The organism is Subtercola sp. PAMC28395, assembly GCF_018889995.1.
Lineage (GTDB): Bacteria > Actinomycetota > Actinomycetes > Actinomycetales > Microbacteriaceae > Subtercola.
Genome location: NZ_CP076547.1, coordinates 308,871 through 332,080, shown reverse-complemented (window position 1 = coordinate 332,080; position 23,210 = coordinate 308,871). Strand labels below are relative to the sequence as shown.

The 23,210-nt window shown below is 65.1% G+C and carries 24 protein-coding genes; 12 read left to right on the top strand and 12 right to left on the bottom strand.

Annotated features, from left to right (window positions below; genetic code table 11):
- Positions 1–57: 57 nt before the first annotated feature.
- Positions 58–1,509: a hypothetical protein gene (locus KPL76_RS01595; RefSeq protein WP_216334595.1), complete on the bottom strand. Its 1,452-nt coding sequence runs from the start codon at positions 1,507–1,509 to the stop codon at positions 58–60.
- A 202-nt stretch (positions 1,510–1,711) separates the two neighbouring features.
- Here KPL76_RS01595 and KPL76_RS01590 point away from each other — a divergent pair, with 202 nt between their 5' ends.
- Both KPL76_RS01590 and KPL76_RS01585 read left to right on the top strand, forming a co-directional pair.
- Entirely contained in the window at positions 1,712–1,891 is a 180-nt protein-coding gene (locus KPL76_RS01590) for a hypothetical protein (RefSeq protein WP_216334594.1), read from the top strand.
- Positions 1,892–2,078: 187 nt separating this feature from the next.
- Entirely contained in the window at positions 2,079–2,900 is an 822-nt protein-coding gene (locus KPL76_RS01585; RefSeq protein ID WP_216334593.1) for a siderophore-interacting protein, read from the top strand.
- 27 nt (positions 2,901–2,927) lie between these two features.
- Here KPL76_RS01585 and KPL76_RS01580 read toward each other — a convergent pair whose 3' ends face one another.
- On the bottom strand, positions 2,928–4,100 hold the full coding sequence (locus tag KPL76_RS01580; protein WP_216334592.1) for an acyl-CoA dehydrogenase family protein: 1,173 nt from the start codon (positions 4,098–4,100) through the stop codon (positions 2,928–2,930).
- Between the two features lie 54 nt (positions 4,101–4,154).
- Complete coding sequence (locus tag KPL76_RS01575) at positions 4,155–4,388, bottom strand: hypothetical protein (protein ID WP_216334591.1); 234 nt, start codon at positions 4,386–4,388, stop codon at positions 4,155–4,157.
- Positions 4,389–4,560: 172 nt separating this feature from the next.
- On the opposite strand from KPL76_RS01575, the gene KPL76_RS01570 reads away from it, so the two are divergent.
- From KPL76_RS01570 to KPL76_RS01555, 4 genes are all read left to right on the top strand, one after another.
- A complete protein-coding gene (locus tag KPL76_RS01570) occupies positions 4,561–5,208 on the top strand; it encodes a TetR/AcrR family transcriptional regulator (protein WP_216334590.1) in 648 nt (215 codons plus the stop codon).
- The gene (locus tag KPL76_RS01565; RefSeq protein WP_216334589.1) at positions 5,205–6,917 is read left to right on the top strand and encodes an MDR family MFS transporter; all 1,713 of its coding nucleotides are present in this window, start codon (positions 5,205–5,207) and stop codon (positions 6,915–6,917) included. The genes KPL76_RS01570 and KPL76_RS01565 overlap by 4 nt, the downstream gene beginning before the upstream one ends.
- Positions 6,918–7,044: 127 nt before the next feature.
- Complete coding sequence (locus tag KPL76_RS01560; protein WP_216334588.1) at positions 7,045–7,263, top strand: hypothetical protein; 219 nt, start codon at positions 7,045–7,047, stop codon at positions 7,261–7,263.
- Positions 7,263–8,738 (top strand): multicopper oxidase family protein, encoded by a 1,476-nt coding sequence (locus KPL76_RS01555; RefSeq protein WP_216334587.1) that lies wholly within the window; start codon positions 7,263–7,265, stop codon positions 8,736–8,738. The genes KPL76_RS01560 and KPL76_RS01555 overlap by 1 nt, the downstream gene beginning before the upstream one ends.
- A gap of 34 nt (positions 8,739–8,772) precedes the next feature.
- Here the strand turns inward: KPL76_RS01555 and KPL76_RS01550 are convergent, their stop codons facing one another.
- Together KPL76_RS01550 and KPL76_RS01545 are read right to left on the bottom strand one after the other, a co-directional pair.
- On the bottom strand, positions 8,773–9,126 hold the full coding sequence (locus KPL76_RS01550; protein ID WP_371733920.1) for an SHOCT domain-containing protein: 354 nt from the start codon (positions 9,124–9,126) through the stop codon (positions 8,773–8,775).
- 4 nt (positions 9,127–9,130) lie between these two features.
- Positions 9,131–9,583: a DUF6325 family protein gene (locus KPL76_RS01545; RefSeq protein WP_216334586.1), complete on the bottom strand. Its 453-nt coding sequence runs from the start codon at positions 9,581–9,583 to the stop codon at positions 9,131–9,133.
- 129 nt (positions 9,584–9,712) lie between these two features.
- Between KPL76_RS01545 and KPL76_RS01540 the strand changes: the two genes are divergently transcribed.
- Complete coding sequence (locus tag KPL76_RS01540; RefSeq protein WP_371733919.1) at positions 9,713–10,075, top strand: VOC family protein; 363 nt, start codon at positions 9,713–9,715, stop codon at positions 10,073–10,075.
- On the opposite strand, the gene KPL76_RS01535 is transcribed toward KPL76_RS01540, so the two are convergent.
- Complete coding sequence (locus KPL76_RS01535; RefSeq protein ID WP_216334584.1) at positions 10,072–11,226, bottom strand: cation:proton antiporter; 1,155 nt, start codon at positions 11,224–11,226, stop codon at positions 10,072–10,074. The genes KPL76_RS01540 and KPL76_RS01535 overlap by 4 nt on opposite strands.
- A gap of 13 nt (positions 11,227–11,239) precedes the next feature.
- The gene (locus tag KPL76_RS01530) at positions 11,240–12,124 is read right to left on the bottom strand and encodes an ROK family protein (protein WP_216334583.1); all 885 of its coding nucleotides are present in this window, start codon (positions 12,122–12,124) and stop codon (positions 11,240–11,242) included.
- Between the two features lie 151 nt (positions 12,125–12,275).
- On the opposite strand from KPL76_RS01530, the gene KPL76_RS01525 reads away from it, so the two are divergent.
- Positions 12,276–12,917: a hypothetical protein gene (locus KPL76_RS01525; RefSeq protein WP_216334582.1), complete on the top strand. Its 642-nt coding sequence runs from the start codon at positions 12,276–12,278 to the stop codon at positions 12,915–12,917.
- A 71-nt stretch (positions 12,918–12,988) separates the two neighbouring features.
- Here KPL76_RS01525 and KPL76_RS01520 read toward each other — a convergent pair whose 3' ends face one another.
- Positions 12,989–14,038, bottom strand: a complete 1,050-nt coding sequence (locus tag KPL76_RS01520; RefSeq protein ID WP_216334581.1) for a serine hydrolase — start codon at positions 14,036–14,038, stop codon at positions 12,989–12,991.
- Between the two features lie 129 nt (positions 14,039–14,167).
- Positions 14,168–15,739 (bottom strand): HNH endonuclease signature motif containing protein, encoded by a 1,572-nt coding sequence (locus KPL76_RS01515; protein WP_216334580.1) that lies wholly within the window; start codon positions 15,737–15,739, stop codon positions 14,168–14,170.
- Positions 15,740–15,847: 108 nt separating this feature from the next.
- Here KPL76_RS01515 and KPL76_RS01510 point away from each other — a divergent pair, with 108 nt between their 5' ends.
- The gene (locus KPL76_RS01510) at positions 15,848–16,240 is read left to right on the top strand and encodes a DUF2834 domain-containing protein (protein WP_216334579.1); all 393 of its coding nucleotides are present in this window, start codon (positions 15,848–15,850) and stop codon (positions 16,238–16,240) included.
- A gap of 71 nt (positions 16,241–16,311) precedes the next feature.
- Positions 16,312–17,430 (top strand): NAD(P)-dependent alcohol dehydrogenase, encoded by a 1,119-nt coding sequence (locus tag KPL76_RS01505; protein ID WP_216334578.1) that lies wholly within the window; start codon positions 16,312–16,314, stop codon positions 17,428–17,430.
- 27 nt (positions 17,431–17,457) lie between these two features.
- Here KPL76_RS01505 and KPL76_RS01500 read toward each other — a convergent pair whose 3' ends face one another.
- Positions 17,458–17,802, bottom strand: a complete 345-nt coding sequence (locus tag KPL76_RS01500) for a hypothetical protein (RefSeq protein ID WP_216334577.1) — start codon at positions 17,800–17,802, stop codon at positions 17,458–17,460.
- A gap of 191 nt (positions 17,803–17,993) precedes the next feature.
- Between KPL76_RS01500 and KPL76_RS01495 the strand changes: the two genes are divergently transcribed.
- Positions 17,994–19,724 carry an AMP-binding protein gene (locus tag KPL76_RS01495; RefSeq protein WP_216334576.1) on the top strand — a complete coding sequence of 577 codons (1,731 nt, stop codon included), beginning with the start codon at positions 17,994–17,996 and terminating at the stop codon, positions 19,722–19,724.
- A 48-nt stretch (positions 19,725–19,772) separates the two neighbouring features.
- On the opposite strand, the gene KPL76_RS01490 is transcribed toward KPL76_RS01495, so the two are convergent.
- Positions 19,773–21,104 carry a molybdopterin molybdotransferase MoeA gene (locus KPL76_RS01490; RefSeq protein WP_253202108.1) on the bottom strand — a complete coding sequence of 444 codons (1,332 nt, stop codon included), beginning with the start codon at positions 21,102–21,104 and terminating at the stop codon, positions 19,773–19,775.
- On the bottom strand, positions 21,091–22,176 hold the full coding sequence (locus KPL76_RS01485) for a DUF6457 domain-containing protein (protein WP_216334575.1): 1,086 nt from the start codon (positions 22,174–22,176) through the stop codon (positions 21,091–21,093). The genes KPL76_RS01490 and KPL76_RS01485 overlap by 14 nt, the downstream gene beginning before the upstream one ends.
- Positions 22,177–22,307: 131 nt before the next feature.
- Between KPL76_RS01485 and fdhD the strand changes: the two genes are divergently transcribed.
- Positions 22,308–23,204: a formate dehydrogenase accessory sulfurtransferase FdhD gene (fdhD, locus tag KPL76_RS01480; protein ID WP_216334574.1), complete on the top strand. Its 897-nt coding sequence runs from the start codon at positions 22,308–22,310 to the stop codon at positions 23,202–23,204.
- Positions 23,205–23,210 lie beyond the last annotated feature (6 nt).

Genomic DNA, 23,210 nt, shown 5'->3' with positions numbered 1-23,210 from the left:
CGTCGTCACCTCTCCGTGAGCGTCGATGGACCGTGTTGACGCCCACTGTAGCCCCCTTCATCGCCGGGGGGAAGGCTGGGCGTGTCGCCGTCTGCGAGAGGGTACAACCAGCGCCAGGGCTCCTGAAACGAGGAGGAGAGCCCCCGCCAGAAGTGCCCCGAGCGGGGAAGCGAGCCCTGCTCCCGTGTTCGCAAGCGTCGCGGCCGCCGCGGCGGGAGCTGCCGAGGGTGAATCAACCGGGGTCGCCGACGGAGTGGATACCGGTGTCGGGGTCACGGGCAGTGATGCGCCGATGTCGCCGCCGTGCGGGATGACGACGGTCACCGGGTCGAACATCTCTGGGCATGAGACGGACAGCATGATCTCCGCATCGGGCGGGGTACCGTGTGCCCGGAACCATTCAATTGTCGATTCGAACGAGATGCTGAGCACGCCCGCGGTGGCGGGCCCGCCGCGTTGCAGTTCGATGGAGGTCTGGAACGGCAGCCCGGAGACGAAATATTCGACCGTCGTCTCGATCCGTGCTAATGACTGGTCTGCTCCGAGTGCGCAGCCGGAAACAGTGATGCTGGGGAGGCCACCGACCGGCGGGTTCAGGATGCTCGTCACCGTCACCGCCGTCGGTACCGTGACGCGCATCCTGAAGCTCACGGTCACACCGGGATCGCCCACCCCATTCGGGTGGGTGATGTCAGGTGCCACAGTCGCGTTCGTCAGATCGGCAGCGTGGAAGCTCACGCCCCCTCCGCCTCCGCCGCCTGATCCGACGAACGGACTACCCGCGCCGCCGCCGGTTCCCCCGCCTGATAAGGCCGAATCACTCACAGGGCCACCCCCGCCGCCGCCACCGCCACCGACGCAGGCTGACCCCGCATTGCCGTCGCCGCCGTCGGCAGAACCGCTGCGCCCGAGGGATCCCGGCGTTGCTTCCCCGCTGCCGGCATTGTCGAGGTCAGCGTCACCGCCGACTCCGGCATCGGTTCGCTCCGGATCCTGAAAACCGCCACCACCACCGCCGGCTGCGACAACCGCAACGATGCCGTCTGCGAAGAGCGCAGAGGAACCGCCACCGCCGCCAGCGAATGCTCCGCAGTTGTTCGAGCCTGCGCCGCCCGCCCCGTAGCCTGTTCCACCCGACCCATCGATACTGCTTCCTGCGGTGCCGACCTGCCGGGTCAGAACCTGCCCCGGCGAGACCGCGAGGTCTCCGGTGACAACGGACCCGTGCCCTCCCGCGGCGCTCTGTGCAGTGGCGCCTGCGCCAGGCGCACCGATGACGCTCACCTCGACGGAGGTGACTCCCAGCGGTACAGCCCAGGTTCCCGATGGCGAAAATACGGCGGTGGATGTCAAAGTGCTGAAGTAGTCCGTAGTCCCGGGAGCCACAGGGGGTGCGGCCGTTGCCGCGGTAGCCGAAACCCCCACGACGACCAACGTCACCGCCCCCACGGCGCCGATGAAGCGGGCCATTTCGAAGAGAGGGCGTCTGCGGCCGGTTCGCGGGCTCATGGCAATCTCCGATGGTCACAGCGCAGAGAACGGAGATGTGCTCCTCGACGCGCCGTTATCGAGTTCCCCACCCACAGGCTAGGGCACCGATGAGTCCTTTCGAAGTCGTCGGTGCTCGCTCAGCGAACCGCGGCAATGCCCACCTCACCAGCGCGGTTGCATAAGGCCGCTGGCGGAACGGGAGCTGCGGCTGGCCTCGCCGGTGTTCACCCTCACCGTCGTCTATGTCTCGCTCGACGAGGGGCGGGCATCCCGGCCTGTCGCCATCGCCTCGCTCGCGTTCTACGTTTTCGTCACCCGCCGAAATGCGGCGATCTCTCCGGCGACCCGGGAGTTCATGCGCCTTGCGCGCAAGGTGCTGCAGGATATTTCGGGTAAATAACCCCTTCACTACAAAGATTACGACTCTGACATCGACCCGTGTCAACTGATCGCTTCGTTGTCTTGGAAACCCCTGCAAGCCTGCGTGAATCACCGGGTCGTGTCCCAGGCGATCGTGGTCGCGGTCGGTGTCGCCGCTGACCGGCCAATATGACCGAGATCGCGCCCGCCAGGGGTAAGGTGTGCAGATGACTGTCTCGCCTAGTCGACCGGCCCGGAGGCAGATCACCCTCACGGTGCAGCGCAAAGAAAACCTCGGCCCTCATCTGGTGAGAGTCGTGCTCGGCGGCGAGAATTTCGACGATTTTCTGGCCAACGAATTCACTGACAGCTATGTGAAGATCTACTTCGCCAAGGCGGAGCTCGGGCTCGTACCGCCCTTCGACATGCCGGCTCTGCAGGCGACTCTCGCCCCCACCGATCTTCCCGTCACTCGCACCTACACCGTGAGGGCAGTCGATCCCGTCGCACAGACGATCTCGATCGACTTCGTCGTGCACGGCGACGATGGACTGGCTGGTCCCTGGGCTGCTGCCGCTGAACCCGGCCACCAACTGACGTTCAGCGGCCCAAGCGGGAGTTATGCACCAGATCCGGCAGCTGAGTGGCACCTCTTCGTCGGGGATCTCTCGGCGCTTCCCGCCATAGCCTCTGCCCTGGATTCGCTTCATCGGGCAGCTGTGGGCCTGGTGTTCATCGAGGCCGTCGACGAAGCAGACATTCTGGCTCTCGACGCACCACCGAACATCGCTGTGCGCTGGGTTCTGCGCGGGCAGAACCAGAATCTGGTCGAGGCAGTCGATGATGCCGAATGGCTACCCGGCCGGCCCCAGATCTTCGCGCACGGCGAGCGCGGCACAATGAAGCAGATGAGAGATCTGTTCAAGCAGCGCGGCGTGCTGCGATCGGAACTCTCACTGTCGGGGTACTGGGCGGCGGGACGAACCGAGGATCGCTTCCAGGCGGAGAAACGACAGCCGGTGGGAGTCATCCTTCCCGTGTCGGAATAGCTCGCACCACGTCGATTCGCAGCCTGTTCAGCGAAACGCGGCGATACCCGTCACGTGATTGCCGATGATGAGGGTGTGCACTTCGTCGGTGCCTTCGTACGTGCGAACGCTCTCCAGGTTGTTCGCGTGGCGAAGTGGTGAGTAGTCGAGCGTGATCCCGTTGCCGCCGAGCATGCTTCGCGCCTCGCGGCAGACGGTTATGGCCTCGCGACAGTTGTTCAGCTTGCCGACCGATATCTGGTGCGGTTGGAGGTTTCCGGCGTCTTTGAGGCGACCGAGGTGCAGGGCGAGAAGCGTGCCCTTGTTGATCTCGAGCGCCATGTTCACCAGCTTCTCCTGCGTGAGTTGGTATGCAGAGAGCGGCTTGCCGAACGGTACACGTTGTGCCGAGTAATCGAGGGCCGCAAGGTAGCTGTCGCGCGCCGCCCCCATCACGCCCCAGATGATGCCGTAGCGCGCCTCGTTCAGGCACTCGAACGGCGCACGCAGGCCACGGGCATCCGGAAGCATCGCTGATGCGGGGAGCCGCACGTCGGTCAATTCGACATCACACTGAATGGATGCCCGCATCGAGAGCTTCTGCGTGATCGCGGTCGCTTCGAACCCGGGTGTCGACGTCGGTACGACGAATCCCCGCACTCCGTCATCGGTCATCGCCCAGACGATGGCGACCGAGGCGATGGACGCGAGCCCGATCCATCGTTTCGAACCGTTGAGCACCCAGTCGTCGCCATCGCGCGCGGCGAATGTCGTCATGCTGCCGGGGTCGGAGCCGGAATTCGGCTCGGTGAGACCGAAACAGCCGATGGCAGTACCTGCTGCCATCTGGGGCAGCCATTCCTGCTTCTGTTCCTCTGAACCGAACTTGTGGATCGCGCTCATCGAGAGGGAGCCCTGAACGCTGACGAAAGTGCGGATGCCCGAGTCACCCGCGTCGAGTTCGAGGGCCGCGAGCCCGTACTCGACCGCTGACCGGCCGGCGCATCCATAGCCATGCAGGTGCATGCCGAGCAGCCCGAGTTCGGCCATCTGTGGGATGAGGCTCCGCGGGAACTCGGCTGAGTCATACCAGCCCGCGATATGCGGTCTGATCTCAGAATCGACGAAGGCGCGGACAGAACGGCGTAGTTCGCGCTCTGGCTGGCTGAGCAGGGAATCGACGTCGATCAGGTCTGCTGGTTCGCTCACAATGGTGCTCATGTCGAACACTCTAGGCTTCCTGTCGTGTTCGTGTGGGCCGAAGGTCCCTGCTGATCAGCCCAGGCCGATCAGCCCTCGGTTGAGAGGCGAAGGGGCGACCTCGACGAGGCCCCAGCTGATGTCGTAACCGTGTTCGGAGCATGCTGCGTAGCGCAGCCGCAGGCCTTCTGATTCGACCGTCACCACACAGTCCGCTTCAACTGCGCATGCCTCGATGAGGCACTCGGTCTTGGTCGGCCGCGCCGTGCCCCAGCTTGTCTTCGTTTCCCAGGGAGTCGTTGTTCTCATGTCATCACCTTTGATCTACGGGTTATATTTCCATCTTGGGCAATCCGTTGCGCATTTGGTACGGGTCGGGACGCGAAAGATCTGTAGATCTTGCCAAAAGAGGTAATTCACGGCCGAACGAAGGGCGTGCCGGAATTTGCACCGATGTTCAGATGGTGTAAAAATACACTTCATGCAAGATGGTGCAACTATTGGTCGGCGAGAGCGTCGCAAGCAGGAGACCGCCTCGAGCCTGACGTCGGTCACCCGGCGGCTGACGGCAGAACGTGGGCTCGCGGGATTCACGATCGAAGAAGTATGTGAGCAGGTCGATGTCTCCCGGCGCACGTTCTTCAACTACTTCGCAACGAAGGAAGACGCGGTCATCGGTGTCGACCCCGAAGAGGAGGCCCAGCAGTTCGCCTCGGACTTCCTGGCATTGGGCTCGCACGGTTGGCCTGCGGTCATCGACGACCTCATCGCGCTGATCGTGCAGCACGTCGAGTCATCTGACTTGGTGGCGGCCGAGCACACCGTGTTCTGGCTCGCCCTCGAGCGGGAGCCTCACCTGATGGTGCGCTTCATCGGTATCTCGCGCGAACGCGACCGCCAGGCAGCCGCATTCATCGCCGAACGCGAGGGCGTGTCTCCAGACGACCCGCACGCTCGTGCCGTTGTCAGCATTCTGTCGACCCTGCTGCGCTCGGCCGGTGAAGAGCTCTTCGACCCGTCGAACACCCGGGAATTCTCCGAGATCATCAACGAAGCACTGACGGCCTACCGGAGCGTACTCACAACAGATCAAACCCGACTCTCGTCAGCTCCGCCCCGAAAGGAATGACTGTGACCGCCATCAAGACCGAGGCGCCGCTCCTGCTCACGCAGCGCCGGATCTGGATCATCTTCGCCGCCCTGATTGCCGGCATGCTGCTGTCGAGCCTCGACCAGACGATCGTCTCGACCGCAATGCCGACGATCGTGGGCCAGCTCGGCGGTGTGGAGCACCAGGTCTGGCTGACCACCGCGTACCTGCTCGCGACGACCATCGTGATGCCGATCTACGGCAAGTTCGGTGACGTTCTCGGCAGGCGTCGCCTGTTCCTGATCGCGATCGCGTTGTTCACGGTCGCCTCGCTCGGCTGCGCGCTGGCCGGCGACTTCACCCAGCTCATCGTGTTCCGCGCCATCCAGGGCCTCGGCGGTGGCGGGCTCATGATCCTCTCGCAGGCGATCATCGCTGATATCGTCCCCGCCTCTGAGCGAGGCAAATACCTCGGCCCCCTCGGCGCGATCTTCGGTCTCTCCGCGGTGGGCGGGCCCCTACTGGGTGGCTTCTTCGTCGATCACCTCACCTGGCAGTGGGCGTTCTACATCAACATCCCGGTGGGCATTGCCGCGTTCGCCGTCGCCTGGTTCACGCTCACCCTCCCCAACAAGAAGGCGACGGCCCCGATCGACATTCTCGGCGTGGTGCTGCTCTCGGCGTTCACCACGTGCCTGATCTTCTTCACCGACTTCGGCGGTGACCGTGCCCATGGCTGGGGTGCGATCGAGACCTGGATGATCGGGGTCGGCATGGTGCTCTCGGCGCTGCTGTTCGTGCTGGTCGAGTCGAAGGCGAAAGATCCGATCATCCCGTTGTCTCTCTTCAGGAACCCGATCTTCGTGAATGCGACCGCGATCGGTCTGACGATCGGTCTCGGCATGTTCGCGGCGATCGGCTTCGTACCGACGTTCCTGCAGATGTCGTCGGGTACTTCTGCCGCTGTGTCGGGGCTGTTGCTGCTGCCGATGATGGTGGGTCTGATCGGCACGTCGATCCTCTCCGGGCAGCTGATCACCCGCACCGGCCGGTACCGCATCTACCCCATCCTCGGCACGATCGTCACCGGGGGCGCGATGGTCGCCATGACCACGCTCACAGCGACGACACCGATCTGGCTGATCTGCGTGTTCCTGTTCTTCTTCGGCGCCGGTCTCGGCCTGATCATGCAGGTCGTGGTGCTCGTTGTACAGAACTCGGTCGACGCGAAGATGGTCGGAACAGCGACGAGTACGAACAACTACTTCCGTGAGGTGGGTGCTGCCCTCGGCACGGCAGTGTTCGGAACGATCTTCACCACGCGGTTGACCGACAACCTCAAAGCCGTGTTCACCGATGCCGGCGCCAGCGCCACCGACGCAGCCAACGCGACCGCGAGCATCGACCCGCAGACCCTGAACTCCCTGCCGCCGGAGATCCACCTCGGCGTGGTGACCGCCTACGCCGACGCGCTCGCACCGGTGTTCTGGTACCTCCTGCCGTTCATCGGCCTGGCATTCGTGCTCGCGCTGTTCCTGAAGCAGATCCCGCTCTCCGACCAGGCCGGGCTCATCGCCCGCGGTGAAGCGATCGGCGGAGAAGAGGCCGAGGCGCTCGAGGCTGCACAGCGGGCAGGTCGACACACGACTGTTGTCGAACCGATGGTCGAACCGGTGGTCGAGACGGTGACGTCTGGGGCTGCACCAGACGGTGCTCGTGAAGACAGCAGGACCAACGACCCTTCCTGACCGGGCGTCTGTCAGCAACAGTGGAGGCGGATGCGGGTCGACTGGCTCGCGCTTCGAAGGACTGAGTGTGGAACGGCGCTGATCGAGGGCGGCGAACCAGAAGCGTAGGGATGCAGTGGTCGGCCCGATGATGTCAGGCAGCGTGTTCGTGATGAACTGGGCGATTCTCTTCGGATCGCTGGTGGTGGTCGGACTCGCACTGATAGTGATCGCAGTCTGCGGCCTGGTTCTCTCTCGCGGCCGGCTGGAGCGGGGCATCCAGTCAGAAAGCCTGGGCAAGTCGCCAGAGCTACCGGGCCAGCAACCAGAGCTACCGGGCCAGCAACCAGAGCAGAGCGTGCGCTGATGGCCGCTGTCAGTCGGCGGACCTTCCTCACCCTGGGCGGAGTCGGTGCCGCGTTGGTCGTGACCGGCGGCACCGGCTTGATCTGGGATGGGTTGAACAACGCCGCACCCGTCACTGCGTCGACCGGTGGCGCTGCCTTCACCGAGCCGCCCGTTCTGCGAAGTGTCTCAGGTCTGCTCGACGTTGCTCTGTCTGCATCGCGCTCGCGTATCGATGTCGGGGGCACGACAGTTTCGGCGATGACCTACAACGGGAGCCTCCCCGGGCCGACCCTGGTCGTTCGGCCGGGAGACACGGTGAAGATCTCGCTCGTCAACAGCCTCGGCGAGCCGACCAACCTGCATACCCACGGGCTTCATGTCTCGCCGGAGGGATCGAGTGACAACGTCTTTCGCCAGGTGGATACGGCGACGACGGCCGACTACGAGTACCAGATTCCCGACGATCATCCGGCGGGCGCCTTCTGGTACCACCCGCATCACCACGGCATGACGGCAGAACAGGTGTTCGCGGGGCTCTACGGCGTGATTCGCGTCGAGCGCGATGACCACATCGCTGTGACACGCGAGCGTCTGCTCGTCATCTCGGACATCACCTTCGATTCCTCCGGAGAAGTCGCCGTGACCACTCAGATGGATCGCATGGCGGGGCGCGAGGGCCAGATCATGCTGGTGAACGGCCAGGTCGCTCCTGTGCTCGACGCGAAACCGGGAGACATCGAACGCTGGTACGTGGTCAATGCCTGCACCTCGAGGTACCTCTCGCTGACCCTCGCAGGGGCGACCATCTCGCTGCAGGGCAACGACGGCTCGCGACTCGCCGAGCCGCGCCAGGTTTCGGCAATCGATCTGGTACCTGGAGCTCGTGCAGACGTGCTCGTCACGATGCCCGCCGGCGCCGTCAACCTTCTCGCGATTCCGGTCGACCGCGGTTCTGCAGGCAGCATGATGGTCGGCAATCCGCGCAGCACGAGCGTGGTCACACTGGCACGCCTGCGTGTGTCGGGGGAGAGGGCGACCGTTCCGCAGACAGCCACACTCAGCCCCGCGCCCCTCCCGCTCCGGGACCTGAGAACCGAGACGCTGACAGGCTCACGCACTCTCACGCTCGCAATGGGCGCCGCAGGCATGGGCATGGGTGGTGGCGGAATGATGCAGTTCACCATCGACGGCACGACCTTCGACCCGAATCGCGTCGACCAGTCCGTCGCTCGAGGGGCGATCGAAGAGTGGATGCTCGTCAACACGAGCACGATGGATCACCCTTTTCACCTGCACGTCTGGCCGATGCAGTTGCTCTCAACCGGCGGCACGACCGAGACCGAACCAGTCTGGCGCGACGTGGTGAATGTGCCGGCGAAATCCCGCGTTCGCGTTCGAATCGCCTTTGAGGACTTCACCGGCACATCGGTCTACCACTGCCACATTCTCGACCACGAAGACGGCGGCATGATGGGAGTCATCACCGTCGCGTGAGTGCTGCGGTCTGGCTGCTAGATACCGAGCAGTGCTAGATACCGAGCAGTTTGGCCTTCGCCGCAGTGAATTCTGCGTCACTGATCAGCCCGGCCTGGTTCATCTGGCCGAGTCGCGCCAGCTGCGTGAGGAGGTCATCCGCGGGTGCCGCAGCCGGTGCTGCGGGTGCGGCCTGCGCGGCGGCGGCCTGCTGCGCAACAGCCTGCTGGGCGGCAGCGTCGATCGCAGCCTGCTGCTGCGCGGCTGCCATCTCCTGCTGCTGGGCTGCCGACTGCGCGCCAGCCTGCTGCCTGTTGCGTACATTGCCGGAGACCGCCGTGGCGGTTCCTGCGATGACGGCCGTGCGTGCCATTGTTCCGAACAGACCGGGGCGTCCCATACGTCGCATGGTCTTACTCTCCTTCGACTTCGAGTTCTTCGAGTTCCGCGAGTGCGGAAAGTACTTCATCGACAACCGGCCCGGGTACCCGGGTGCTGTCAAGCAGAATGCCGCCTGAACCGACAACCGCGTCGCGAAGCCCCTTCGCCCAGGTGTGCTCGAAGACGAGCACTGCTGCAGTGGTGTTCGGCTCAAGCCCGGTGAGCAGTTCGTGCACGTCGTCGTCGGAGATGAGTCCGTCAACGCGTTCGAGGAGCCCACTCAGGGTGGATTCATCGCTGTCAGCACTGATTTCGTCGAATTCGGCGAACGACTCAGTGCCATCTTCATCGATGTGCACGATCAGCCCATCGATGATCGTGATGGTCTCGCTCTCGACGAGCTTCTGCAACTCAGGCACGATCAGCCCTGAGAAATTGCTGCCTGGAAAGACGACGGTGAGTATCTCGACGGGCCCGGATGCCATGGGTTCCTCCATTGGAAATGTTGTGTTCTGGTGGGGCACCGGAACCATCTGACTCTGAGGCTAGGGGGTACGGTGGCTCTTGATCAAGCTGAACGACAAAGCTTTCAGACAACGGAGAACATCGTGGAAATGCGACTCGAATTGATTCCCTTACCCTCCACCGATGTCGAGCGCAGCAAGGCGTTCTACATCGATCGAGTCGGCTTCGTCCTCGACCACGATGTCGAGCCGGGGAACGGCATGCGGGTCGTGCAATTGACCCCGCCCGGTTCGTCCTGCTCCATCGCCATCGGGGTCGGCTTCGTCGACCCTTCGGCGGCCCCGGTGCAAAGCCTGCATCTGGTCGTCGACGACGTCGACCTGGCCCGCCAGACCCTCCTCGCCAACGGGGTCGACGTTTCTGAGGTGAGCGATATGGGCGGTGGAGTGCGGTACGCGTATTTCAGTGACCCCGACGGCAACTCCTGGGCGCTTCAGCAGATCTCGCGCTAGCGACCCACCGTCGGGCCTGTTCTGGTCACCAGCTTTCGCGCGATGGAGCTTGTCGCAAGAGCGGAGGTGGCGATGGTGACCAGTGCGCCGAGGATGATCGCAGCATCCTCACCTGCAGCCAGCGAGCCCGACTGCAGTGCCAGCGTCACGGCAGCCACGGGTACACCCAGCTGCCCGGCTGATGCAACCGATTGCGACCACGGCAACCGTGCGACCCGGCTCGCGAGATGGGCAACGACGGCCGAGAGCCCGAGAGCGGCACCCAGCAGAATCATCTGAGGATGCCCGGCCAGCGTGCGGAGGTCGAGTGACGCTCCCAGCCAAACGAAGAACAGCGGGCCGAAGAAGCCCTCGGTGATTCCGAAGAGCTGGCGGGCGAGCCTGCGGGGTTCGCCGCCCGCTGCGAGCACCAGGCCGAAGGCGAATCCGGCCAGCATGATCGAGAGCGTGGCGAACTGCGCGATCGCTGCGAAGGTGAAGAGCGCAAGAAGGCTGAACCTCAGTTCCAGGGCGAACCGGCGGCGCTCGGAGAACCGGTGCAGTCGGCGGCGGAGGTCGGTGTGTGACAGCCTGCGAAGAACGACCACGAGCACGATGGCGGCCGCCGCGATGACGAGCGCGCCGATTGCCGCTTCAGGTGCGCGGTCGGGAGCCACGACCAGGGGCAAAACAACGATGCACGCGACATCGGCGATGGCGATCTGGGCGACGAGTTGCGTGACGGAACTTCTTCGCATGCCCACTGACTGCAGCATCGGGAGCACCAGAGCCGCTGATGATGACGCGAGAACGACGGCATAGAGAGCGGCGTGACCCGTTCCGAAGAGAGCAGCGATAGCCACACCCAGAGCCGCCGCCGCGACTCCGACCGCCGCGGCGCCGAGCAACCCCTTCGGCACCAGCGCGCGAACTGCGGCGTCGGCGACGGGAATTTGAGAGCCTACGATGACCATCGTGAGCCCGAAACCGATGGTGGCCAGGAGATGGAAATCGATGCTCGAGGGGTCCACAAGGTTGAACCCGGAGAGCCCGATGATGAGCCCGCCGGTGAGCTCACCGACCACCACAGGAATACGCCATGACGAGCGCGCGGCCAACAGTGGGCCGAGCAGCCCGACCAACACCACGAGGGCCAGCACCGTGAAACTCATGGCTGACAGGGATTCACAGCAGCGACTGCGCGAGCGTCAGTGCGCCGGTCACGCCCGAAAGGTCTCCCAGCGAAGGGCTGACCACAACGAGCGGGCCGTCCCCTGACTCTGCCAGGTAGTCGAAACCGATGAGCGCATTTGCCGTTTCGGCGACGAGTCCCGGCAATCCGGGGGATTTCGAGACGCCGCCACCGAAGACCACGAGCCTCGAGCCGAGTGTGTAGTAGATCGTCGCGAGGAGCTGGCCGAGGTAGAACGCCTCCATTTCGAGGGCGAGTGACCGATCATCCGGTGCCAGCGACGACGCGTCGGTGCCCCAGCGCGCGTGGATTGCCGGCCCCGAAGCCAGACCCTCGACACAGTCGCCGTGAAAGCGGCAGACCCCGGCGAACGTGTCGGCGGGGTGACGGCGAACCAGCACGTGGGCGACCTCAGGGTAACCGGTGCCGGCATGGATGCGGCCGTGCACGATGGCGCCGACCCCGATTCCCGTGCCTACGGTGAGGTAGGCGACGTCGTCGTGGCCGCGGCCAGAACCCCAGCGGTGTTCGCCGATGACGGCACCCGTCACGTCGGTGACCAGCCCGATCGGCGCCGTGAAACGCGCTGTGAGGGAGCCGACGATGTCGACGTTCGACCAGCCGTGCTTCGGGGTCGACAGTATGCGGCCGTAGGTGGAGGAGTCCAGACGCGTGTCGAGCGGGCCGAATGAGGCCACACCGATTGCACTGGGTGCTCCCCCGGGGGAGTTCTCAGCGATGAAGCCGGCGATCTTCTCGAGGGTCTCTGTGGGCGAGGTGGTCGGAACCGTCGACAGTGTGACCGGATGCTCGGGGTTGCCGACTTCGGCCGCTGCCATCACCACCTTGGTGCCGCCGGTCTCGATTCCGATGATCATCCCCACAGGATACCGACCGGGCTGGGCTGTTATTCTGATTCCCTGTTCGCAGGTGTGCCTCACTTAGCCTGCCTCCTTCATCACTATGGCCACTTCATCCACCCCGATTCACGACCGGCATCGACCGGCGAAGACCTCACCGCGTCGCCGCGTGAGCCGATCGGTCGCGGTCTGCGCCGGAGTCGCCGCCTTCGCCCTTCTCGCCCTCACGGGGCTCGCGCCGCCGCCGGCCCCGCCGATCGATGTCGAATTGGCGAATGCTGCGTACGCCCGATCCGGGGCCGATCAGAACTCTGCCGCACAGATCATCACCGTGCCGGGGGTCGCCGGAACCGTGACCGTCACTCGTGACGACTACTCCTCGACACCCGGTGTGAAGACACTGGCTGCGGGGAGCACCAACCGTGACTGGGCCACGCTCGTGCTCCTCCTGGCCGGATTCCCTCTGACGGATTCGAACATCACCGTCATGACCAGGTGGATGCGCCAGGAAAACGGCCCCGATGACTGGTGGAACCGCAACAACCCGCTGAACAACGGCTGGGGTTCGGGCGGCGGCAGCGGATTCGGCAGTTACGACAACCTAGTGACGGCGGCAGAGAACGCCGCAGAGGCACTGCACGGCGTCAGCGGGTATTCGGCAATCGTCGCCGGATTCACCTCATCGGCCCCGACCAGCGTCATCGAGCATGCCATCTGGGCTTCACCGTGGGCTGCGAGCCATTACGCGAACGGAGCGCACTGGTCGTACGCCCCTGTTCCGGTGATCTCGTCGCCGGCTGGCACCTGGTAGCACCTGGTAGCAGCTGGTAAGTGGCTGCTACGGCTGCTGCTGCGGTGGTTGCCGGGTCTGACGGGCAGCGGTCAGCGCAGCCCAGAGGCGAAAGCGTTCTGCAACTCGTCGATGCGAACCCCCTTGCCCGGCAGGTCGATCAGGTTCGTCAGCAGCACGAAGCACGCGTCGAGTTCCGGATAGATCCACCACTGGCACCCCGACCATCCTGCGTGGCCGAAGAGGTTTCGGTCGAGAATGGCCGACGACGTGGGCAGGTTGAATCCCAGCCCCCAGTCCTGCTTCTGGGCATCGTCGGCACGTGAGTTAAGTCGGGGCAACCCTGCCGTCCGATTCACCCGCATCGCAGCGAGGGTCGACGGATGCACGACCTCCGAAGACCCCGATGCCACCGTTCTCAGCAAAGCGCTGCCGAGCGAGAGCAGATCGCTTGCCTTCGCGTATGCGCCGGCAGCAGGGTGCCGTGCCTCGACCAGACGAGAGTGGTCAAGACCGACCGACTCCGTTCCGTGTACGAAGTGTGGATCGCGATCAGGGTCGAAGCCCAGTGTCGATACGCCTTCGACCTCGTTCAGAGCTGCGAACTGGGCCTCGAAGGATCTCCCTCCAGAGCCCACTTCACCGGCTGTTGTCGCGTTGGCCCGTGCCGACGCGTGCTCCATCAGCTTTTCGACACCGACGAAACCGAGGTTGCAGTACTGCGTCATCGTGCCGGCAGGAAAGACCCCACCGATGCGAGCGAGGGTGTCCCTCGGATCGGTACCGTCGAGGTCGGGGTCGGCTAAGCCGCTTCGGTGACTCAGCAGGTGTTCAAGGGTCGCCAGCCCCGAATTCTCTCCACTCAGGGTGGGCACCGCCTCTGCGAGCTGGGCGTCGAGGCTCAGTTCGCCAGCCTCGACGAGTCGGAGTGCAGTGAGTGCCGTGAGTGGTTTCGTGACGGAGAAGAGTGCGAACTGGTCGTCGACACCCGCGACTCGGCCCTTGTCACTGCCGAAGGAGGCGATCTCCTGGATGCCCGTCGAAGTTGCTACTCCGAACACTGCAACGGGCAGCGGACCATCGGTGACAGCGCGCCGCACCCAGGCGAGTGATTTTTCGTAGGGCGCTGACCGTGTTGTCATATTCGTAGTCCTGATCTTTCTGGTCGATGTGCACTCCTGTGCAATGCTGCCGCACTTTGGATACACCAGTCGAATCGGTGGAGCCGGCATTCCCTACCGCACCAGCGAATCCACCAACCGCGATCGGTTTCAGAATGGTGGAGCGCCAACCTCGCTGTCGCTCTCGCTGTCGCTCTCGTCGAGATCGTCGGCGAAGTCAGGCTTGCTGTCTGTTCGGTCTGTTCCTTGGGTGAACTGCACGATGGGTTTCGTGAGTGGTGTGGGGTCGATGGTGTAGTGGTAGCCGGCGGGTGAGGTCCAGGTGATGGTCGGTGGTCGCCCGTTTTCTCCTGGGGTTTGCCGGATGGTCCATTCGGTGTGGTGTTTGACTTTGTGGTGCGTGGTGCAGAGGGGGCTGAGGTTGTCGTACGCGGTGGTGCCGCCGTCGCCCCAGGCGATGGTGTGGTCGAGGTCTGTGGTGGTGGAGGGTTGGCAGGGGGTGGGGAAGGTGCATTCGGTGTGGGTGAGCCGGATGAGTTCGTCAAGGTCTGCCGGGGGCTTGTACCGTTGCCTGCCGTAGCTGAGCACGGTACCGGTGGCGGGGTCGGTGAGGACCCGGGTGAACGAGTGGGCGTCGCGGGTGATGGTGAGGGCGGTGTGCCGGTCGATCGGCCCGAACCCTTCCAGGTTGGCTGGGCCGGACGACTGGTCGGGGTCGGGGACGCCGTGGTGGTCACGGCCCAGCAAGGTGAGTGCGGGGACGGTGACGTTCACCCGTGCCCGGATCCCTGGGGCGACGCGGGGGGTGTGGGTGTTGCCGTTGAGCATCAGGTCGGTGAGGACATCGACTTTCAGTTGGGTGAGGGTGCGGGGGTCGCCGGCGTGTTTCGCGGAACGGGCCATGTCAGAAGCGCGGTTGTGGATGGCAACAGCTTCCACGGCGGCGGTGTACAGGGTCAGGTACGCCATCCCGTCCGACCCAGGCTCCAAATACACACGCCGGTTGGTGACGGCGTCGGTGTGGCGTTGGTTGTCGGTTCGGGGTTGTGCTTCCTCAACGCAGGCGCGGGCGATCGTGTCCAGGCGTTGCACGGTCACCCGGCGTGCCCACGGCAACACCGTGTTCTCGTACTTGCTGAGCGCTTCCCGGGGCAGCGGGTGGGAGCGGTGGATGAGGGTTTCGGTGTGCCGGTACGACACCCGCCCCGAAGCCAACGCGTCACGGGTTTTCGTGAACGGGCCGGTGAGGCCTTCGCAGGTATCGACCAGCCGCCTCGCGTCAGGCTCGCTCAGGTGTAAGGCGACGGCGAGCTCGAGAACGACCTGGCGTTGCACAATCTGGTCAGAAGACCACTGCGGACCTCCGCCGCCATTGCTCGCGAAGCTGTCCTGGGTGTGGAGTGCGAACCCGGCGATCCGGGCCTCTTCGACGAGGAGGGCGTGTTCGGCGTGCGCGGCCGCGATCGCCCGATGCGACACCACCACCGCCGCGACCGCCGCCGCAAACCTGCCCCGACGCGACACCGACGACGGTGGTGACGACGTTGACGCAGATCCTGAAGATGCTGACGCTGGCCCTGACGACGGTGACATCCCACCGTTCTTGGCAGGATCATCGGTCACCGAGCCGTCGGGCTCCCAGCCGCAGCAGGTGGGGCCGGTGCTTGTTCGATCGGGCACGGCCGGATCAACCTCGTCATCAGTGAGTAATGCTCGTGTCATGCGAACAGTCAACCATCCACCCCGACACCGAGAACCCGAAACCCCCGATCAGTGCACAACTCACAAATTCGCCCGACTGTGGAGGAGGAGAGCCAGCGACAATAGACCATGACGAAGAATTGGACCCCCCTCGCCCTCGCCTATCTCGTGCTGGCCGTCGTCGGCCTGGTCGGAACCTGGTCGTTCAACGTGTTGTCGATCATCCAGCTGCGCGATTTCGTGGGCGACTGGGTGAACAGCGGCCCTGCCGTCTCGTCTCTCACGGTCGACCTCCTGGTTGCGGCTGTTGCGGGGAGCATCCTGATCATCGTCGAGAGCAGGCGACTCGGGATGAAGCGGGGCTGGCTCTACGTCGTGCTTGCCGGTGTCACGGCTTTCGCCTTCGTGTTCCCTTTGTTCCTGGCCATGCGTGAGCGGCGGCTACACCTCACTGGCGTGGGCACGATACAGCACGAAGCGGCCCCGGCGGTCGATGGCGACGAGTCTCAGCTGGAGACGTAGGCTTAAAGCACACCACACCGGCGGAGGTCGCTTTCTTGCGCCTTTCCGTCGTGTCCAAGGGAAGGATTCGCATGACAGTCCAATCATCGACACCCCAGTCGTCAGCCACCTCGTCAGTCACAGCAACAGAAGCCTCGACATCGAGCACGACCACAACTGTGCCGGCGCTGATCACATCGTCGGCTGGCGCAGCATTCGAACGCTCGACGATCGAGCGGCGCGCAGTCGGCGAGCACGACGTGAGGATCGACATCGCCTTCGCCGGCATCTGCCACTCCGACATCCACCAGGCGCGTGAAGAGTGGGGCAAGGCCATCTTCCCGATGGTGCCCGGCCACGAGATAGCCGGAATCGTCGCCGAGGTCGGTTCAGCCGTCACCCGACACCGCGTCGGTGACCGCGTGGGCATCGGATGCTTCGTGGACTCGTGCCGCGAATGCGAGAACTGCCTCGCGGGTGAAGAGCAGTTCTGCTTGAAGGGCAACGTCCCGACGTACAACGGCCGCGAATACACCGGCGAAGAGACCTACGGCGGATACAGCACCGGGATCGTCGCCAACGAGAACTACGTGCTCAGCATCCCCGAGGGCATCTCGCTCGACGAAGCAGCTCCTCTGCTGTGCGCAGGCATCACAACGTATTCCCCCCTGAAGCACTGGGGCGCTGGCCCGGGCAAGAAGGTGGCGATCGTCGGAATGGGCGGTCTCGGCCACATGGGCGTGAAGATCGCACACGCACTGGGTGCCGAGGTCACCGTTCTGAGCCAGACGCTTTCGAAGCAGGATGATGGACTCCGCTTCGGCGCAGACGACTACTTCGCCACGAGTGACCCGGCGACGTTCAAGGCCAACCGCGGCCGGTTCGACCTGATCATCAACACCGTCTCGGCTGACCTCGACCTCGACGCCTACCTGCGAATGCTCACGCTCGACGGCTCGATGGTCTTCGTCGGTCTGCCGGAGAACACGCAACAGTTCCACGTCTTCTCGCTCGTGGGTGGGCGTCGAAGCCTCGCTGGCTCGAACATCGGCGGCATCAGGGAGACGCAGGAGATGCTCGACTTCTGCGCCGAGCACGGCCTGGGTGCCGACGTCGAAGTCATTGATGCAAGCATGGTCGACGAGGCATACGAGCGGGTCGTGAAGAGTGACGTGCGCTATCGCTTCGTGATCGACACGGCCACGATCTAGAGTCGACCCACTGCGGCGCCGGGCGGTTCAGGCGGAGAGCCTGCCCGGCGCCGCAAGTGCATCGTCGACCCAGGTGCGCGTGAACAGGAGAATCGACCGCAGAGGCTCGAACGTCGCAGCGTGCTGGGGCGCGTTCTTCCAGAACTCGAGGAAGATCTCGCGTGTGAGTTGCTCTGAGAGGCTCACGTCTGGCACCAGTGCACGCACGATGCCGAAGACACGAGCCGATGTCAGGTCGTAGAAGTCTGAGAACGCGCCGTGGTCGGCCTCGGCAATTCTCTCTACCAGACGGATGCTCGCCTCGCCCCGCATCTCATCGAGCCAGTATGCAGCGTCGAAGCATGCCTGTTCGGATGTCGGGCGAGAGTTCATGGAGTTCTTCCTCGGTCAGCTGCGATTGTCGGCGCCGGGGTCTGGGGCAACACGCTGTGAGACTATGCGGTGGTCCAGCCGATTCCGGGACAGGATGGCGGGGGTTGACTTAGGGTGGCCATCAGTACAGTCAGGTTTTTCCCAGACATTTCCCGATCCCGTCGCGCTGGGCGACCGAAGGAGTAACGACGATGCCCGAGTCCACCGCGACAACGAGGTTCCGGGAGGCCAGAAACCAGTTGATCGAGCTCCGCGAGGACTACCACGGCGCGGTCGAACAGTTCCGTTGGCCGGAGCTCGGTGAGCGCTTCAACTGGGGCGTCGACTGGTTTGACGAGATCGCCCGGGGCAACCCACGGGAGGCGCTCATCATCGTCGAGGAGGACGGATCGAGCATCCGGCGCACCTTCGACGAGCTCGCGACACGCTCCGATCAACTCGGCGCCTGGCTGAAGGCACACGGGATCGGCAAGGGCGACGCCGTCATGCTCATGCTGGGCAACCAGGTGGAGCTGTGGGAGAGCATGCTCGCAGTGATGAAGATCGGGGCCGTCATTCTGCCGACGACCACGGCATATGGTTCGGCAGACCTCGTCGACCGGGTGGAACGCGGTGGTGTGCTGCACGTCATCGCCGACGGTGCGGATGCCGCCAAGTTCGACACGGTACCGGGCGACTACACGCGGATCAGCGTCGGGCCGGGCCCTGCGGGCTGGCTCGATTTCGTAGAAGCATTCGACACTCCTGCCGAGCCGCTCCCACACCCTGGCACCCAGCCCGACGACCCGCTACTGCTCTACTTCACCTCAGGTACCACCCAGCGGCCGAAGCTGGTCGAGCACACCCAGGTCTCCTATCCGGTCGGGCATCTGAGCACGATGTACTGGCTGGGCCTTCGACCCGGCGATGTGCACCTCACCGTCAGTTCGCCCGGCTGGGCCAAGCACGCCTGGGGCTGCTTCTTCGCCCCGTGGATCGCCGAGGCGACCATCTTCATCTCCAACTACGCGCGATTCGACCCGTCGCGCCTGCTCCAGACCCTGAGGTCGGAGAAGGTGACCTCCTTCTGCGCGCCGCCGACGGTGTGGCGCATGCTGATCAAGAGTGACCTTTCGGCGGGCCCCGGTTCGCTGCGCGAGGCGATCTCGGCCGGTGAGCCGCTGAACCCGGAGGTCATCGGGCAGGTCCGCAGCAGCTGGGGACTCACCATCCGCGATGGTTACGGTCAGACCGAGATGACGGCAGTCGTTGCGAACACACCGGGGACGGCACTGAAAGACGGCTCGATGGGCCGCCCCCTGCCCGGCTGCCCCATCGTTCTGCTCGACCCGCTGACCGGGGAGCCTGCCGAGGAAGGGGAGATCTGCGTCGACCTCAGTGGCGCCGTGGCCCAGGGCAGCCAGACCGCCTCGATGCGCCCGACGAACCTGATGACCGCCTACGTCAACGACCCTCAACGCACGGCCGAAGCGATCCACGACGGCTACTTTCACACAGGCGACCTCGCGTCACGCGATTCCGACGGCTACATCACCTACATCGGGCGAACCGACGATGTCTTCAAGGCCTCGGACTACAAGATCAGCCCGTTCGAGCTCGAGAGTGCACTGGTCGAGCATCCTGCCGTTCTCGAAGCGGCGATCGTACCGGCACCGGATGATCTGCGCCTCTCTGTTCCGAAGGCATACGTAGCTCTCGCCGCCGGCTTCGAGCCCTCGGCCGAGACCGCACAGTCGATCCTGGTTTTCGCCCGCGAGCGGCTGGCCCCGTTCCAGAGGATCCGGCGGGTGGAGTTCTTCGAGCTGCCGAAGACGATCTCGGGCAAGATCCGCAGGGTCGAACTGCGCGAGCGCGAGGAGCACATCGCCCGGGGAGTCGTGGTCGCCGTCGAATGGCGCGATGACGAGTTCCGAGGTCGGTGACAGGGAGGTCTGCCGCCGGTATCTCTCGTTACGGATAGGGCCGGCAGCTCAGCGCTGCGGCCAGGGGAGCTTCAACACCCGAACCGGTTCGCCCGCCTCGATGCCGTCACTCGGAACGACGAGTACTCCGTCCGCCTCGGCGAGGCCGCGCATCATTCCTGAGCCGGTCCACGGGTTCGGGGTCGCGACGCCGTCGAGCAGGGTGCCGGGCAGGAGCAGGGTGGTTTCTGCTTTGCCGGCCAGCGCAGCGCCCGCCACCGCCCGTGAGCTCCGCGGGGCGGAACTCACGCTGAGGTCTCCGCTGAGTGCGGCCACGAGGGGCACTGCCACCGTGAGCACGCCCATCATCGCGGCGAGCGGGTTGCCTGGCAAGCAGATGACGAATGTTCCGCTAGGCAGACGTGCGAGAAGAGTGGGGCTGCCGGGTCGCATGGCGACCCCGTCGATGAGGATGCGCGCCTTGAGTGTTCGAAGCGCTGAGCGCAGGTGGTCCGCGGGTGAGCCGCCCGTTCCCCCCGTGGTGACGAGGAGATTGGCCCCGGCGGAGGCCTCGGCCACGGCAGCGATGGTCGCCTCGAGGTCATCGGGGCAACGGCGGCTGCCGAGTGGGAGGGCCCCGAGCATCCGGAAGCCAGAGGGGAGCTGTGGGCCGAAGGTGTCGCGCACACGACCGGGCTTCGGTGTGCCACGTTCGTCGACCTCGTCGCCGGTGAAGACGAAGGCGACTCTGGGCTGTCGCACAACAAGAAGTGTGTCGAGGGCGCAGAGCGCCGCGACGGCGATGTGCGCCGGGTTCACCACAGTGCCTCGGGCGATCACCAGGTCTCCCTCGCGCGCCTCCTGGGCTCGCGGGCGGATGTGCTGGCCGGGGTGAGGGTCGCCGGCGGAGATGCCCGCTGTATTGAGGGTGAGGTGGCCCGCGCGCACTTCCCCATTCTCGGAACGGAGCACGGCGTCGGCTCCCTCGGGAACGAGTGCACCGGTGACGATCGGGAGAGCACGGCCCGGCCGCAGCTGCCCGTCGACCGTTGCGTCGCCCAGGTGGCCGCCCAGTGGGTCCGCGACATTCCAGGGGCCGGAACCGGCGACCGCCCAGCCGTCCATCGCCGAGGAGGCGTAATGCGGTACGTCGTGTTGGGCTGTCACGTCGGCAGCGAGCACTCGACCGGCGGCCTCGGAAAGCTCGATCTGTTCGGCGGGCAACGCCTCTGCCGCTCCCGCAGCGGCGGCATATGCCTCGGCCCAGGGAAGAGAGCTGCGCTGTGCTGTTCGACCCGTCGCGTTGTGTGCCACCTCGATCTGTCGCCCCATGGCCGGTTGCACTTCGCCGGGAGCGCCGCCTCCGAGCGCATGAGCGGGTGTCAGGTCAGCGGGAGGCATCGGGCTCGTCGCTCGGTGGGGCCCAGCTTTCGGCGAGCGTGCGTGCCGCGTCACTCGCCCCGGTGAAGGCCTCGGCAACATCTGTGCCCTGAGCCGCGGCGCGCCCAGCGGCGAAGCCCACGAGGTACGTCGTGAGTGGCGCGGCGGGGCGGGTCACGGCGTGCGCTGCAGTTCCCGCGAGCGAGAGGATCGTGTCGATGTCGACCGGCGTTTCGCCCAGCTCCAGCTCGGCGCAGAGGGCCTGGGCCCAGCGCGCCAGCACCGCGGACTGGTCATCTGCCTGCTTCGGGGCGTCAGTGCCACCTGCGTCAGTGCCTCCTACGTCAGTGCCTCCTGCGTCAGTGCCCTCTGACGGTACGGCCGGTGTGCTCATGACGTGACTCCTTGCTGTTCCTGCGTGGTCTGTTGCGTGGTCTGCTGGGTCGGCGCTGCGTCTGGGCGGGCCGCCTGGTTGCGCCCGAAATCGCAGTGCGTCAGCCCAGGTGTCGATGTCGTCGCTCGAGTCGTCGTGCAGATGCACCGGCTTGAGCGTGAGCGGCCCGAGGAGCGAGCGCATGGAGAGCCCCGCCACGCCCTTCGATGCGTCGGGCCCGCCTCCAGCCGCGGTGATGGCAGAGATGAGTGCGGCCGTGCGGTACAGCCCGAGTAGATGCTGTGGATGCCCGGAGCCATCGATCGCAATCAGCCCGTCATTCCTGGCCTCCGTCGTCGCGTCGCATGTTCCTCCCGCTGCCCGAAGAAGCTGCTGCACCGCGCTCCCGACTCCGGGCATGTCGCAGGCCAGTACGAGCGTGTATTCGCTGGGACGTGCCGTGTTCTGCTGCAGGGCATGTAATCCGGCTGCGAGGGCCGACGCCGGGCCGGAGAAGGGTGGGTTCTCCCGCACGAGGAGGGTGCCGGGGACGTGAGGCACGGTGGAGGGATCTGCGACGATGACGGTCTGCCGGGCATCCGTTGCCGCGGCGAGCGTGCGGTCGAGCAACGAGCTGCCTGCGACGGTGATCGAGGGCTTCGGGTAGCCGTTGAGCCTAGACGAGCGGCCGCCGGCGAGCACCACGCAGTCGAAGTCCATGCCTTCACTCTATGTCGGGGGCCATTCGGTACTCGACTATTTCGACGGCGACAGAAGATCCCATCAGTGCATACCCCGGGGACTCGGGCAGTCCCGTTGTGCCCCGTGCTCGGGGGTGATAGGCATGCATCATGGGTCGAATCACTGCAAGGCGCCGCGTCACGAGAATAACCGTCGGAGAGCCGGCCCGTCAGCGGGAAGACTTGCTCGCGGTTGAGGAACCGCTGGAGATCAGGGTCGGGGGTAGAGCGCTCGCGATCACGATGCGCACGCCAGGTCACGACTTCGAGCTGGCCGCCGGCTTTTTGGTGTCTGAGGGTGTCGTTGCGGCGCAGGGCGAGTACAACGGCGCTCGGTATTGTGCTGGCACCAACGACGACGGGGAGAACACCTTCAACGTGCTCGACGTCACCCTCGGTGTGGGCGTCCCTGCGCCCGACCCGAGCCTCGAACGAAACTTCTACACCACAAGTTCGTGCGGGCTGTGCGGCAAGGCGAGCATCGACGCCGTGCGCACCCGGTCGCGCTTCGACATCGCCGACGACGCCACACGCATCGCCGCCGAACTGCTGGTCGGCTTTCCCGAGCGCCTGAGGGAACACCAGGGCGTGTTCGACAAGACAGGCGGACTGCACGCCGCCGGGCTCTTCGACGCCGAGACCGGTGAACTGCTCGTCGTGCGCGAAGATGTCGGCCGCCACAACGCCGTCGATAAGGTGATCGGCTGGGCGCTCACCGAAGGGCTCTTGCCGCTTCGCAGAACGGTGCTGATGGTGTCTGGTCGGGCGAGTTTCGAATTGGCGCAGAAGGCGTCGATGGCGGGCATCCCGATTCTGGCCGCCGTTTCGGCCCCCTCATCGCTCGCCGTCGAGCTGGCGGCGGAACTCGGGATGACCGTGGTGGGCTTTCTGCGAGCCCCGTCGATGGTCGTCTACTCTTCGCCCGAGCGGATCGTGGTGTCGCCGGGCGGAGATGCCGAGCACTCTGTTCGGCCGGAATCCGAACTGACGAACGCCGTGGCACTGTGAACGGCG